The sequence below is a fragment of the Paenibacillus farraposensis genome, from assembly GCF_020736845.1.
In the GTDB taxonomy this organism is placed as follows: Bacteria; Bacillota; Bacilli; order Paenibacillales; family Paenibacillaceae; genus Paenibacillus; species Paenibacillus farraposensis.
In genome coordinates this window covers 143,121-155,870 of the sequence record NZ_JAFFQR010000019.1, presented here as the reverse complement: position 1 = coordinate 155,870, position 12,750 = coordinate 143,121, and the positions used below count along the sequence as shown (strand labels likewise).

Sequence of the window (12,750 nt, the reverse complement as noted above, 5' to 3'; positions counted from 1 at the left end):
GCAGACTGCAAAAGGAAAAAAAGCCTCCGAATCCAGACTGTGGCATTTTCGGCCGAGGTCGGTTTCGAAAGCTTTTTTATGAGGCATGTTTCACCAAATGTGGATTTAGCGCAGCGCTTAAGAAGCTAATTTTTATCCCGTTCTTTATACAGCTGAGGCAAGAGGGCTTCCAGTTCTGGCCTTGGATCAGGATCGGACAGCTTCATATCCTCCAGCGTTTGGACCGCAATTCGCAAAACGGTATAATCCCTGTACCAACGGTGATCCGAAGGAACAATATACCAGGGAGCTTGCTTGGTTGTGCTCAGCTCCAGCACGTCCTCATAATATTGCTTATATTGCTTCCAAAATTTTCGCTCCTGCAAATCACTTGGATCAAGTTTCCAGTTCTTGTGGGGCTTCTCGATCCGGTCAATCAGCTTTTCCATCTGGAACTGTTTGGAAATATGTAAAAAGATTTTCACTACCTTTACACCACTATCCAGCAGCAACTGTTCAAAATGTTTGATATGTTTCATATTCCGTTTGGCCTGCTTATCGGATACCTGACCGTGAACACGTGTAATCAGTACGTCCTCGTAATAAGAACGGTTGAATGCTGCGATGTATCCACGTCCCGGAATTACACTGTGGGCACGCCACAGAAAATCATGACTTAATTCCTCAGCCGTAGGTGATTTAAAGCTATGGACAGTCACCCCTGCCGGATTCAGGTTCGTGAATACCTGCCTGATCACACCATCTTTTCCGCTGGAATCCATCCCCTGAAACACAAACAAAACGGCTTGTTTCTTTTCCGTAAATAATTTACTTTGCAATTCCGCGAAGCGCTCCTTCAATTGATCCGTTTCCTCCCGGACTTCTTCTTTATCCTTGATCCCCGCCGTATTTTTGGGGTCCCACTCTTTCAAAGAAACTTTTTTACCCGGTGTCAGCATTCCTAATGAATCAGACATAAAGGCACGCTCCTTTTCAATTGAAGTATGATATCTTGTCTTCATCATATACCCAAATGGGAGGGTTATCAAAAACCATATCATTTGCTTGAAGGTCATGAGAGGCTAGATTATTTTAGAGAAATTTATGAATTGGAAAAGACAGATTGTAAATGAAGTGCACACCTGCTGGAAATAAATAAACAAATGGCCCATGGCCGGATTCGTGTAGAATGAAAGTTCTCACACCCCATTTGCGTGGCCACGTTCATCGAGCGCAAAACGCGCCTGTACACCGCCATTCGAATGCCTGACCGTACGGCTTTGTCCATGGAGATTGCTTTTGGTGTAGCGGTCTGGGCAGTATCCTGCAAAGGTGTTCCAAACCGCTACGGTTGACCGTGGTAAAGAATTTGCCTGTTGTGCTAGCCTGGAAGCCACTCATGGCGTACAGGTGTATTTTGCAGATCCTTATTCCTCCTGGCAACGGGGTTCGAACGAGAACGCCAATGGCCTCTTGCGAGAGTTCTTTCCTAAAGGAACGGATTTCGCTCAACTTACGGACGAAGCCTTGGAGAAAGCTCTCCCCCTGATTAATCATAGACCCCGAAAATGTTTGGGGTGGAAAACCGCTCACGAATCCTTTTCAGAGGAGCTGTCGCACTTGGCTTGACAATCTGTCTTTATAAAAAAGTCGTCTCCTCCAAATCCGGAGAGACGACTTTTTTAATTCTTGCTGCGCTAACGCAAACGAGTCATTCATTTAAACCATTTCAGGCTGAAGCTTTTCAACCTTATCAATGGTTCCGCCGCCGAGGCACCGTTCCCCATCATAAAACACGACAGCTTGTCCTGGGGTAATGGCTTTTTGATGTACATCGAATACGACGTGTACGGTTCCATCCTCAAGCCATCGCAGGGTAACTTGCTGGTCGGGCTGGCGGTAGCGGAACTTGGCTGTGCAGCGGAATTCACTGGTCGGACGTGCATCTGCGCCTTCAATCCAGTTTACATCAGTTGCAATCAGACCGGTGGAATACAGGCTGTGGTGACGATCCCCCTGTACCACATACAAAATATTTTTCTCCAGATCCTTATCGGCTACGAACCACGGTTCGCCTGAACCTGAACCGCCAATGCCCAAGCCTTGTCGTTGACCCAGTGTATAGTACATCAATCCGTCGTGACGTCCTTTGACTTCACCGGTAGCGATATCTACCATGTCTCCGCCTTTTGCTGGCAGATAGCCGCTTAGAAACTCCTTGAAATTACGTTCGCCGATAAAGCATACGCCCGTGCTGTCTTTCTTCTTGGCCGTGAATAGTCCGGCAGATTCCGCAATTTTGCGAACTTCCGGCTTCGGCAAATGGCCGATCGGGAACATGGCACGGGACAGCTGTTTTTGGCTTAACGCATTCAGGAAGTAGGTCTGATCCTTGTTGCTATCCACACCTCGTAGCAAAGAAAAGCGGCCGTCTTCTTCCACAACCCGTGCATAATGTCCAGTAGCAACATAATCTGCTCCCAAATCCAGCGCCTTATTCAGAAACTCGCCGAATTTAATTTCACGGTTGCACATGACATCCGGGTTAGGGGTACGTCCAGCTTTATATTCATCAAGAAAATAGGAGAATACTTTATCAAAGTACTCTTTTTCAAAATTGACGGTATAGTAAGGAATGTCGATCTGTTCACAGACGCGGCGAACGTCTTCCGCATCCTCTTCAGCCGTACAATGGCCAAATTCATCCGTGTCATCCCAGTTTTTCATGAAGATGCCGATTACGTCATAGCCCTGATCCTTTAGCAGCAGCGCGGTAACGGATGAATCGACGCCACCGGACATTCCGACGACGACACGGGTTTCATGATTGGCTTTTGCCATGGTCATCACCCAATTCTTTCAGTATATTGTAGAACCCACCTATTGTAACACAAACGATATTAAGATACGATGTTTGGACAAACTAACGACAAGGCGTACGGCGAAAGAAAGCTGTATAAAACGGGTTAAAGCCGTTCCAAATCACTGGAAAGCAACTTTTACTAAGATCGTAACTGTAATGTTTCCCTTTACTTGCCCTAATATGTTAACATAAGCGGAGGGTTAAGATCGGAATAGAGAGGTTTATATCACCAATTATTCCGCGTGTTTAACGGAATTGTTACTATAAGTGAGGTGGCACAATTGAAAATATCGACGAAAGGCCGTTATGGCCTAACCATTATGATGGAGCTTGCTGCCAAGTTTGGCGAAGGTCCAACTTCTTTGAAAAGTATTGCCGAAAAAAATCAGCTTTCCGAGCATTATCTGGAACAGCTTATTGCACCTTTGCGTAATGCAGGTTTGGTAAAAAGTATCCGTGGTGCTTATGGCGGTTATATTCTTGCGAATGAACCGGCAGGAGTAACCGCAGGAGATATCATTCGTGTACTCGAAGGCCCGATTTCTCCGGTCGATTTTACGGAGGAAGATGATCCGGCCAAACGCCAGCTTTGGCTGCGAATTCGTGACAGCATTGCAGAAGTGCTGGATTCCACTACCCTGAGGGACTTGATCACATATCAGGAACAGGATGAATTGGATAACTACATGTTTTACATTTAAAGTTAATAAATAAAGAAAATGATTCGCATCTATTCATTGAAAATCCTGTTGTGCAATCCGATAGTATCGGTAACACTCTACTGCTACGCTGGTGGGGTGTTTTTTTCTTGTTTAATAGATAGGGGGCGTTTGGACGTCTGAGCTTATCCAACATGAAATTAGAGTAGCAGACTTAATCACTACATGAAACGGTAAAATCCCAGAACGAGCACGCAGGATAATTCCCATCGCCCAAGATCGGCAAGATTTATTATTGCTACTTTGTATGCCTCAATATACAATTGAAGGAAGTGGCTGATGAGCCCCACTAAGTCATCAAGTGCACTATGTTCAAAAAAAGTATACAATTGAACTTCGGCAATACTAAGAACAAGATGTTTTATATTTGAGGTGGATGAACATGAGCAGAATTTATCTGGATCATGCCGCATCGACTCCTATGCATCCTGAGGTTGCGCAGACTATGATGGACATTATGACCGGCCAATTCGGCAACGCTTCGAGCGTTCATGCCTTTGGCCGGGATGCCAAGCGCATTGTCAGTGGTGCGCGGGATGCCGTTGCGGCCTCTTTAGGCTGTAAGCCTGAAGAAATCATATTTACGAGCGGTGGGACAGAAAGCGATAATCTGGCCCTGTTCGGGACAGCTACGGCAGATGGTCGTACTTCCGGGCACATCATTACAACCGCGATCGAGCATCATGCGGTGCTCCATGCTTGCGATGAACTTGAAAAAGCGGGATATGAGGTAACTTACGTTCCGGTCAACAGCAAAGGGCGTGTGAACCCTGCGGATATAAAGACTGCCATTCGGCCCGATACGTTTTTGATCAGCATGATGTATGCCAACAATGAGGTGGGTGTGATCCAGCCGATTCATGAAGTAGGGCAGATTGCAAGAGAACATGGTATTGTGTTCCATATAGATGGAGTACAAGCTTTCGGCCATGTTCACATCGATTGCCAGAGCCTTCCGATTGATTTGCTTAGTTTATCGGGTCACAAGATTAATGGTCCGCAAGGGATGGGAGCGCTGTATGTTCGTCAGGGTACACGCCTTCAGCCGCTATTGCATGGAGGACTCCAAGAGAAAAAACGCCGCGCCGGTACCGAAAACATCGCGGGAATTGCCGGTCTGGCAAAAGCTGCGACACTGGCCAATGCTTCAATAGAGGAGCGCTGGACTCATGATGCAAAGCTTCGCGAGACTTTGCTTAAAGCATTGGAAGACACGTTGGGAAGCGATGCTTTTGTGATCAATGGTGATCCAGAGCATTCTCTCCCCAATGTCCTGAATGTTAGCTTTCCGGCCATCGGTACAGAAACCATGCTGATGAATCTCGACATGGAAGGAATTGCAGCGGCCAGCGGCTCTGCTTGCACGTCCGGATCTCTGGAGCTGTCGCATGTACTGCAGGCGATGAATCTTCCTGAAGATGTTTTGAAATCAGCGATTCGTTTTAGCTTCGGTTTGGGTAATACTATGGAAGAAATGGAATACACGGCCCGGAAAATTGAAACCATCTGGAAGCGGCTGCGTACTAGGTACTAGGATTATCTCCGCATTTACAAGGAAGGGAGGGCGGTTTTCCATTTCATTGCATGAACGGAAGCAAGGTCTGACAGGCATGTACGAACAGGACCGCACCTTCGTTCTGATTTGCAGAATGAGGAGGTACCCTAATTATGAAGCTTCAGGATATGATCGGGCTTGCCGTTTTTGATGTGGAGAACGGGAAGCAGATTGGTAAAATACATGATTTTATGGTGACTGCTGATTGGAGAATTACGGGGATCGAGCTGGAAGGCAAAGGTCTTTTTTCTTCTCAAGTGAAGGTTGTTGCTTGGAATGACATCGTTGCGTATGGTGAAGATGCGATCATGATCCGTAATCAGCAGGCTGTACGTAAAATGGAGGTCGGTGAGATACAACATACGTACTTGCTTGGGCCCGGTAAACTGAAGGATTTATCCGTGCTGACAGAGGAAGGGCTTATGCTCGGGCACATCTCGGATGTTTATTTTAACAAGGAAATGGGCAATAACATAATAGGCTTGGAAATCAGCGATGGTTTTGTATCGGATATTATAGAAGGGCGGAAATGGCTGCCCTGCACCGAAGATATGTCCATCGGGGAAAATGCTGTTATGGTACCCCCGTTAAGCGAGCAGCGTCTGGAAAAAGCCATATATTCTGTTAATAGATAGGGTGAGTTTATTGAGATGTCCGAATTGTAATTCCAAAGATATCGGCAAAATTGGTTCCCATCAATTTTATTGCTGGGGATGCTTTATCGAACTTCAGGTAAATGGTGAAAAGATGTCCGTCTACCAAGTAGAAGAGGATGGAACGCTCAGCTCGTTGGATGACCTGTTCTTTGGAGATGAGATGGTGCAACAGGAATTGCCGCAGATTCATGCTTCTTCTTAAGCTTTGCACATGGAGCGGACAGGCTGTTTACGATGGAGCAGCCTCTACCCATGGCTTGCAATATAACGAATGGGCAGATAAGGCTTGATAAATATAACGAAGAGGGTGACTCCCCGCGGCTCTTATTGGCCCGGGAGTCACCTTCTTTTATAACCACAGTTTTACAGGGATAACCCATGCTACAGTTTAAAGCGTTTGACCTCTTCCAGCAGCAGATCTGCGTGCGAATCGAGTTTGGCGGAAAGGGTGGCAATATTGTTCATGGCATGGCCCTGTTCCTGCACGGAGGAAGCTACTTCCTCGGTAGAAGCTGCGCTTTGTTCAGAGACGGCAACAACGCTGGAGATGACGTCAGAAATATGTCCGGCATTCACACGCAGATGATCTGACGCAGCGGAGACGTCCTCAATTTGAGTAAGCATATGCTGTGAAGCTCCCCGGATGGATTCAAATGCCTGTCTCGTTGCGATAGCAGCCTGCTCCTGTTCCACAGTTACTGCAAGAGCCTTCTTCATTTCCTCTGCACTTCGTACTCCCGCAAGCTTGATCTCTTCCAGCTTATTCATAATGCTGTCACTGGAACTGCCCGCTTGTTCAGCCAGCTTTCGTACTTCCCCCGCGACGACGGCAAAACCTCGTCCGTGCTCCCCGGCCCGTGCTGCTTCGATTGAAGCATTGAGAGCCAACAGATTGGTTTGTGCGGCGATATCGTGGATGGCCCCGGCCAACCGCTCAATGTCCTGCGTTTTTAGCGTGAGCGAGTCAACCGCCTCTCCAGCCGCAGTCGTTGTTTGTCTGGATTCTGCCGCCAGCTTCGCTTGACGTTCTGCTGTTTCATAGCCTGCCAGCACGGCAGAATCGGTCTCGAACACGGCAGTTTGGGTTCGTTTGACACTTTCGCCTATCTGGTTGATGGAGTCTGTCATGTGTGTCAGCTTCTCCGAACCGGAATACACGGCCTCAGCCTGATCGCTTGCTCCCTGGGCCAGTTCCTGAACGGCGCTGGAGATTTGTGACGCGATCGTTCCCGTATCTTTGGCGTGCTGGTGCATATCATGCGAAGCTGAGCTGACATCGGCAGCTGTATCTGCTACCTTGCGCAGCAGGTTAGAGAGATTATCCGACATGAGATTAAAATCCGTACCCAGGCTGGCGATTTCATCTTTGCCCTTAATATCTACGCGTGTTGTCATATCCCCTTCAGCGACTCGTTTGACATTCATTTGCAGCTTCAGAATCGGCTTGATAAAGCTGTTTGCTGCCCAGACCGCCAGCAGCATGGCAACGACGAAAATAATGGCAACGGCAATGATCAGTTGGTTGCGAGTAGAGTAATACTCCTGAAAAGCAATATCTTTTGAAATCGACAATCCTACAATCCAGCCTGTACTAGGCATCTTTTTAAAGTAAAGCTGACGGTCACTGCCATTGTAGCTGTAATCTGCTTTACCCGAAGAAGCGCTCAGCAGCGTTGCAGTAGATGAACCCAGTTCAGGCGTGTCCTTGAGATTTTTGCCAGCCAGCTTGTTATCTGGATGGGCGACGACAACTCCATTTTGGTCAATCAAAAATGCATAGCCCAATCCGTTCAGATTAATGTCTTTAATGATTTTGGTCATATCGTTTAACAAAATATCCTCGCTGACCACCCCGATGATGGAGCCGTTGGAATCCTTGAGAGGGTGGGCAATTGAGACGGTGAAATTGCTGCTGGCCGCATCAATATACGGGGAGGAATAATAGATATCCCCTTTGGCTATGGTATCCTTGTACCACGGACGGGTACGAGGATCATAGCCTGCTTCAAACCAGCCTGAGCCATCCCAGTAGGTTCCATCCTCAAAGCCTGCATAAATATTGGAAATGTTTTGATCCTTATAGTGTTGGAATGCCGTTTTCAGGGATGTTACCTTGGCATCCGAAGGAATGTCACTCGATTGGAGTTCTGCTGATAGTGTTTCGATAATTTGGGAGTTCCCGCGCGTCCATCCGTCGAGTTGGTTGACGGTTTCGGAGGCTTTGCTGCTCATTAGTTCTTGGATATCATGGTTAGCCTGATTTTTAATGCTTGTCATGCTAATGACAGATAAAGGTCCAGCCGCTACGACCACAATGCAAGTAAAAAAGAGAATAAGTTTCATTTTCAAGTTCATGTAACGACCTCCGGTGATTCAGAAATGTGAAAATCTTTAGTTCTTTGTACTTATATCGACAGATGGCATGATTTTGTTAATGGTAAATCCAAGACTCGGGGGAAGGATTAAAGCATAGATACAAGCATATACTTAAATAAGGCTAGTCCGGTAAGGGGGCACAGTATGGAGCAATTAACGAAGAATAGGCTGTTCCGGTACGGGATATGGACGCTGCTGGGACTTGTCATTTTATATTTTATCTGGCTGCTGAGACCTTTGTTTTTTCATCTGTATGATTTTCTAAAAACGATCATTGCTCCATTTGCGGTAGCGATGATTATTTCCTATGTGCTGAATCCAATTGTCAATATGCTTGGCGGTCGCAAGGTGCCTCGAAGTGTGGCTGTGCTGCTTATTTATGCTGTATTTTTGGCCAGCCTCGTTGTCATTTTGATGAATCTGATCCCGATGTTCATTGAGCAGCTGGATGAGCTGAATGAGCATCTGCCCGAGCTGACCATGCACGCACAGGGAATCATGTCGAATATGGATAACGGCATTTTGCCGCTAGGGGTACGAACCGGTATGAACCAATGGTTTTTCCAGCTGGAAAACCGGATGGCCACGGGGATTTCCAACTTTATGGACAACATCGGTGGAATGATCAACATGCTGTTCAATGTGTTCATTGTGCCGTTTCTCATTTTTTATATTTTAAAGGATTTTGAAGTGTTTGAGCGAACGATTGTATCTTATCTCCCGCGTTCCCGCCGCAAAGCGATTGTAACCGTGCTTAAGGAGATTGATCAGGCCCTTGGCAACTACGTCAGGGGACAACTGCTGGTATGTGTCATTATTGGCGTGATGGCTTACATCGGATATGTGCTCATTGGCATGCCTTATGCGCTGCTGCTGGCAGGAGTGGTGGCGATTTTTAATATCGTTCCTTATTTGGGTCCTTTTTTGGGTGCTGCTCCGGCAGTCGTTATGGCTTCTACCGTTTCATTAAAAATGGTGTTGCTGGTCGCTGTCGTTAACACCTGTATTCAAGTGCTGGAAAGTAATGTCATTTCACCTCAGGTGGTTGGACGAACTCTGCATTTGCATCCGATCTCAATCATATTCGCCCTGCTGGTGGGTGGGGAAATAGCGGGAATTACCGGTCTGATTTTGGCTGTGCCTGTAATGGCAGTATTGAAGGTGGCGCTCCAGCATTTTTTTGCTTATTATGTGAAGCGTAAAACGATCTGATTTTGTATCTTCTCCACATGGCTCCTGTCGGAAATCGCGTTGACACGGCTAAATGACACAGATATACTAAAATGAGTATGTTTAAATGTGTTTATCCAGTAGGGAAGGCTCATTTCGGAGTGCAGGCTGAACCCACCGGGATGCTCCCGTTACCAGTGAAAACAAGGCGATCTCGTCCATCAAACAGATGCCTGAATATGCGCTTGCGCATGAGGCATTTTGTACAGAGGGGACGGCGATAACCAGGGTGGTACCGCGATACAATCGTCCCTGATCCGTTCAGGGGCGTTTTTCTGTTTTTATGGTCTATGCCAAGAACAAGTGACACCATAAACTAGGAGGCTACTTATATGAAAGCTAGTGAAATCCGCTCCAAATGGCTGGAATTTTTTGGAAGCAAGAGACATGTGATTGAACCAAGCGCACCGCTTGTTCCTCATAAAGATCCTTCCTTGCTGTGGATTAATGCAGGTATGGCGCCGCTTAAGCCTTATTTTGACGGACGTGTAAAGCCTGAAAATCCACGTATCGCCAATTCGCAAAAATGTATTCGTACGAATGACATTGAAAATGTCGGCAAAACGCGCCGTCACCACACTTTTTTCGAAATGCTGGGCAACTTTTCCATTGGCGACTATTTTAAAGAAGAGGCCATTACGTGGGCATGGGAGTTTCTGACTGATCCTAAATGGATTGGCTTTGATCCGGAGCGTCTGGCTGTTACCGTGTATCCTGAAGATGAAGAAGCGTACAAACTGTGGAACGAAAAGATTGGACTTCCCGCTGAACGTATTATCAAATTGGAAGATAACTTCTGGGATATCGGTGAAGGCCCTTGCGGACCATGCACGGAAATCTTTTATGATCGCGGTGAAGCCTACGGCAGCGACATGACAGACCCTGAAATGTATCCGGGTGGAGAAAACGAGCGTTATCTGGAAGTATGGAACCTTGTATTCTCGCAATTCAACCATAATAAAGATGGCAGCTACACGCCGCTTCCAAACAAAAATATTGATACCGGAGCCGGTCTGGAGCGTTTCGCATCCATTTTGCAAAATGTAGATTCCAATTTTGATACTGATCTTTTCCAGCCGCTGATCCAAAAAACGGCTGCGATGGCAGGAGTCAAGTACAACGAAAATGTGGACAGCGATGTGGCCCTCAAGGTTATTGCTGACCATGTTCGTACCGTAGCTTTTGCGATTGGCGATGGTGTGCTGCCTTCCAATGAAGGACGGGGTTATGTTATTCGCCGTTTGCTGCGCCGTGCTGTACGTTACGGAAAAATGCTGGGGATGAACCGTCCATTTATGTTTGAACTGGTGGAAACGGTTGGGGATATCATGGGCGTGTACTACCCTGAGGTGGTGGACAAGCGCGATTTCATCGTGAAGGTGATCAAAACGGAAGAGGAGCGTTTCCACGAAACACTGACAGACGGACTCGCTATTTTGGCCGATATCAGTGCTCAGGCCAAGGCTGAAGGCCGCAATATCATCAGCGGTGCGGACGCATTCAAGCTGTATGATACGTACGGCTTCCCGTTCGACCTTACCGAGGATTATGCGGACGAGCAAGACTTGAAAGTAGACCGTGAGGGCTTTGATCAGGCGATGCAGGAGCAACGCAAACGTGCGCGTGACGCTCATCAGGACAATGCGAGCATGAAGATTCAGGGCGGAGCATTATCCGAATTGGCGGTTAAAAGTGATTTTGTTGGTTATAATGACCTCGTAACTGAGTCTAAAGTTGTGGCGATTATATATGAAGATGTGCTGGTGGACAAGGTTAGTGAAGGGCAGTCCTGTCAGATCGTTTTAGATGTGACTCCTTTCTATGCCGAAAGCGGCGGTCAAGTCAGCGACCAGGGCTTGCTGCGCGGCGGTATGGTGACTGCCAAGGTTGAAGGACTGTTCAAGGCGCCACAGGGTCAGCATGTGCATCAGGTCGTCATAGAGTCTGGTGAGCTGCACGTTGGCGATATGGTGAAAGCAGAAGTAGACCAGGCCTCGCGCGGGGATATAGAGAAAAATCATACGGCTACACATTTGCTGCACAAAGCGCTCAAGGAAGTGCTGGGCGACCATGTCAATCAGGCAGGTTCTTTGGTAGAATCAGGACGTCTGCGTTTTGACTTCTCCCATTTCGGAAGCATTACAGCAGAGGAACTGGCGGATATTGAATTGCGGGTTAACCGTGCGATCTGGAATCAGCTGGATGTCAATATTGATTTGAAACCGATTGATGAAGCCAAGGCCATGGGAGCAATGGCGCTGTTTGGTGAAAAATACGGAGATATCGTGCGTGTCGTGAAGGTGGGCGATTACAGCATTGAGCTGTGTGGCGGCTGTCATGTCAGCAATACCTCACAAATCGGGCTGTTCAAGCTTGTCAGCGAGAGCGGTATCGGATCAGGTGTGCGTCGCATTGAAGCGGTAACCGGACGTTTTGGCTTTGAATATATGGAAGGTCAACTGGAGTTGTTAAAGGTGGCGGCCGGTCTTGTTAAATCCAAGCTGTCCGAGGTGCCAAAGCGCATTGAATCCTTGCAGCAGCAAATTAAAGACCTCAGTCGTGAAAATGAATCGCTGCAAAGCAAGCTGAGCGCTATTGAAGCGGGCCAACTGACGGATCAGGTCGTGCAAGCTGGTGGAGTGCAGTTGCTCGCTACACGCGTACAGGCTTCCAGCATGGACGCGCTGCGTGCGATTGCCGATGAGCTGAAAGGCAAGCTGCCGGCTGCTGTACTGGTGCTTGGCGCTGCTATGGACGACAAAGTCAATTTTGTCGTAGCTGTACCGGCAGAGCTGACCAAGGCTGGGCTCCATGCAGGCAAGCTTGTAAAGGAAATTGCTGCCGTATGCGGCGGCGGCGGCGGTGGACGTCCAGATATGGCGCAAGCCGGAGGCAGGGATGCCAGCAAGCTGGACGAGGCGCTTCAACGTGCCCGTGAACTGGTATCGGCAGCTGCTCAAGGATAAGGTTCGAGCTTTTTAGCGGATTTTAGGAAGAAAATGAAATAAGACATTTCCTTGAAGGGCTTTGCTTATGGTATGATAGATAAGAATAAGCTGGCATAAACATGTACACATGTTTTGTGGAAGCGAGGTGTCAACAATGGATTCCATGGACAAAACGGTCAAATTTAATGTTAAGGCGGATGAGAAGGAAGCCTCTGCCCAGGAAATTTTGTTGACCGTATATGATGCATTGGTCGAAAAAGAATACAATCCGATCAATCAGATTGTGGGGTATTTGTTGTCAGGCGATCCGGCTTATGTGCCGCGGCATAATAATGCCAGAAGCCTGGTACGCAAAAAAGAACGCGATGAACTGATTGAAGAGCTGGTACGTTTCTATTTGGCCAAGCACCGTTAGGAGACAGGG

At 47.4% G+C, this 12,750-nt stretch carries 10 protein-coding genes and 1 pseudogene; 8 read left to right on the top strand and 3 right to left on the bottom strand.

What is annotated here, in order from left to right:
- Positions 1-125: 125 nt before the first annotated feature.
- The gene (locus JO375_RS04990) at positions 126-956 is read right to left on the bottom strand and encodes a PPK2 family polyphosphate kinase (RefSeq protein WP_229523415.1); all 831 of its coding nucleotides are present in this window, start codon (positions 954-956) and stop codon (positions 126-128) included.
- A gap of 234 nt (positions 957-1,190) precedes the next feature.
- Between JO375_RS04990 and JO375_RS04980 the strand changes: the two are divergent.
- Positions 1,191-1,608 (top strand): annotated as a pseudogene (locus tag JO375_RS04980) (IS30 family transposase); the annotation flags it as partial.
- 90 nt (positions 1,609-1,698) lie between these two features.
- Here JO375_RS04980 and mnmA read toward each other — a convergent pair.
- On the bottom strand, positions 1,699-2,820 hold the full coding sequence (gene mnmA, locus JO375_RS04975; protein WP_229523412.1) for a tRNA 2-thiouridine(34) synthase MnmA: 1,122 nt from the start codon (positions 2,818-2,820) through the stop codon (positions 1,699-1,701).
- A 303-nt stretch (positions 2,821-3,123) separates the two neighbouring features.
- Between mnmA and cymR the strand changes: the two genes are divergently transcribed.
- The 4 genes from cymR to JO375_RS04955 all read left to right on the top strand — a co-directional run bounded on the left by cymR (position 3,124) and on the right by JO375_RS04955 (position 5,974).
- Positions 3,124-3,543 (top strand): cysteine metabolism transcriptional regulator CymR, encoded by a 420-nt coding sequence (gene cymR, locus JO375_RS04970; protein WP_229523411.1) that lies wholly within the window; start codon positions 3,124-3,126, stop codon positions 3,541-3,543.
- Between the two features lie 400 nt (positions 3,544-3,943).
- The gene (locus JO375_RS04965) at positions 3,944-5,095 is read left to right on the top strand and encodes a cysteine desulfurase family protein (RefSeq protein ID WP_229523410.1); all 1,152 of its coding nucleotides are present in this window, start codon (positions 3,944-3,946) and stop codon (positions 5,093-5,095) included.
- A gap of 134 nt (positions 5,096-5,229) precedes the next feature.
- The gene (locus JO375_RS04960; RefSeq protein ID WP_229523409.1) at positions 5,230-5,751 is read left to right on the top strand and encodes a PRC-barrel domain-containing protein; all 522 of its coding nucleotides are present in this window, start codon (positions 5,230-5,232) and stop codon (positions 5,749-5,751) included.
- A gap of 10 nt (positions 5,752-5,761) precedes the next feature.
- Positions 5,762-5,974: a hypothetical protein gene (locus tag JO375_RS04955; protein WP_229523465.1), complete on the top strand. Its 213-nt coding sequence runs from the start codon at positions 5,762-5,764 to the stop codon at positions 5,972-5,974.
- A 179-nt stretch (positions 5,975-6,153) separates the two neighbouring features.
- On the opposite strand, the gene JO375_RS04950 is transcribed toward JO375_RS04955, so the two are convergent.
- Positions 6,154-8,127 (bottom strand): methyl-accepting chemotaxis protein, encoded by a 1,974-nt coding sequence (locus tag JO375_RS04950; RefSeq protein ID WP_229523408.1) that lies wholly within the window; start codon positions 8,125-8,127, stop codon positions 6,154-6,156.
- Between the two features lie 165 nt (positions 8,128-8,292).
- On the opposite strand from JO375_RS04950, the gene JO375_RS04945 reads away from it, so the two are divergent.
- The 3 genes from JO375_RS04945 to JO375_RS04935 all read left to right on the top strand — a co-directional run bounded on the left by JO375_RS04945 (position 8,293) and on the right by JO375_RS04935 (position 12,741).
- Entirely contained in the window at positions 8,293-9,360 is a 1,068-nt protein-coding gene (locus JO375_RS04945) for an AI-2E family transporter (RefSeq protein ID WP_229523407.1), read from the top strand.
- Between the two features lie 350 nt (positions 9,361-9,710).
- Entirely contained in the window at positions 9,711-12,344 is a 2,634-nt protein-coding gene (gene alaS, locus JO375_RS04940; protein ID WP_229523406.1) for an alanine--tRNA ligase, read from the top strand.
- A 136-nt stretch (positions 12,345-12,480) separates the two neighbouring features.
- Positions 12,481-12,741 carry an IreB family regulatory phosphoprotein gene (locus JO375_RS04935; RefSeq protein ID WP_007431624.1) on the top strand — a complete coding sequence of 87 codons (261 nt, stop codon included), beginning with the start codon at positions 12,481-12,483 and terminating at the stop codon, positions 12,739-12,741.
- The last annotated feature ends 9 nt before the right edge of the window (positions 12,742-12,750 follow it).

Coding starts and splice junctions, on each gene's coding strand:
- JO375_RS04990 (WP_229523415.1), bottom strand. CDS start 956: ATGTCTGATTCATTAGGAATGCTGACACCGGGTAAAAAAGTTTCTTTG.
- mnmA (WP_229523412.1), bottom strand. CDS start 2,820: ATGGCAAAAGCCAATCATGAAACCCGTGTCGTCGTCGGAATGTCCGGT.
- JO375_RS04965 (WP_229523410.1), top strand. CDS start 3,944: ATGAGCAGAATTTATCTGGATCATGCCGCATCGACTCCTATGCATCCT.
- JO375_RS04960 (WP_229523409.1), top strand. CDS start 5,230: ATGAAGCTTCAGGATATGATCGGGCTTGCCGTTTTTGATGTGGAGAAC.
- JO375_RS04950 (WP_229523408.1), bottom strand. CDS start 8,127: ATGAACTTGAAAATGAAACTTATTCTCTTTTTTACTTGCATTGTGGTC.
- JO375_RS04945 (WP_229523407.1), top strand. CDS start 8,293: ATGGAGCAATTAACGAAGAATAGGCTGTTCCGGTACGGGATATGGACG.
- alaS (WP_229523406.1), top strand. CDS start 9,711: ATGAAAGCTAGTGAAATCCGCTCCAAATGGCTGGAATTTTTTGGAAGC.
- JO375_RS04935 (WP_007431624.1), top strand. CDS start 12,481: ATGGATTCCATGGACAAAACGGTCAAATTTAATGTTAAGGCGGATGAG.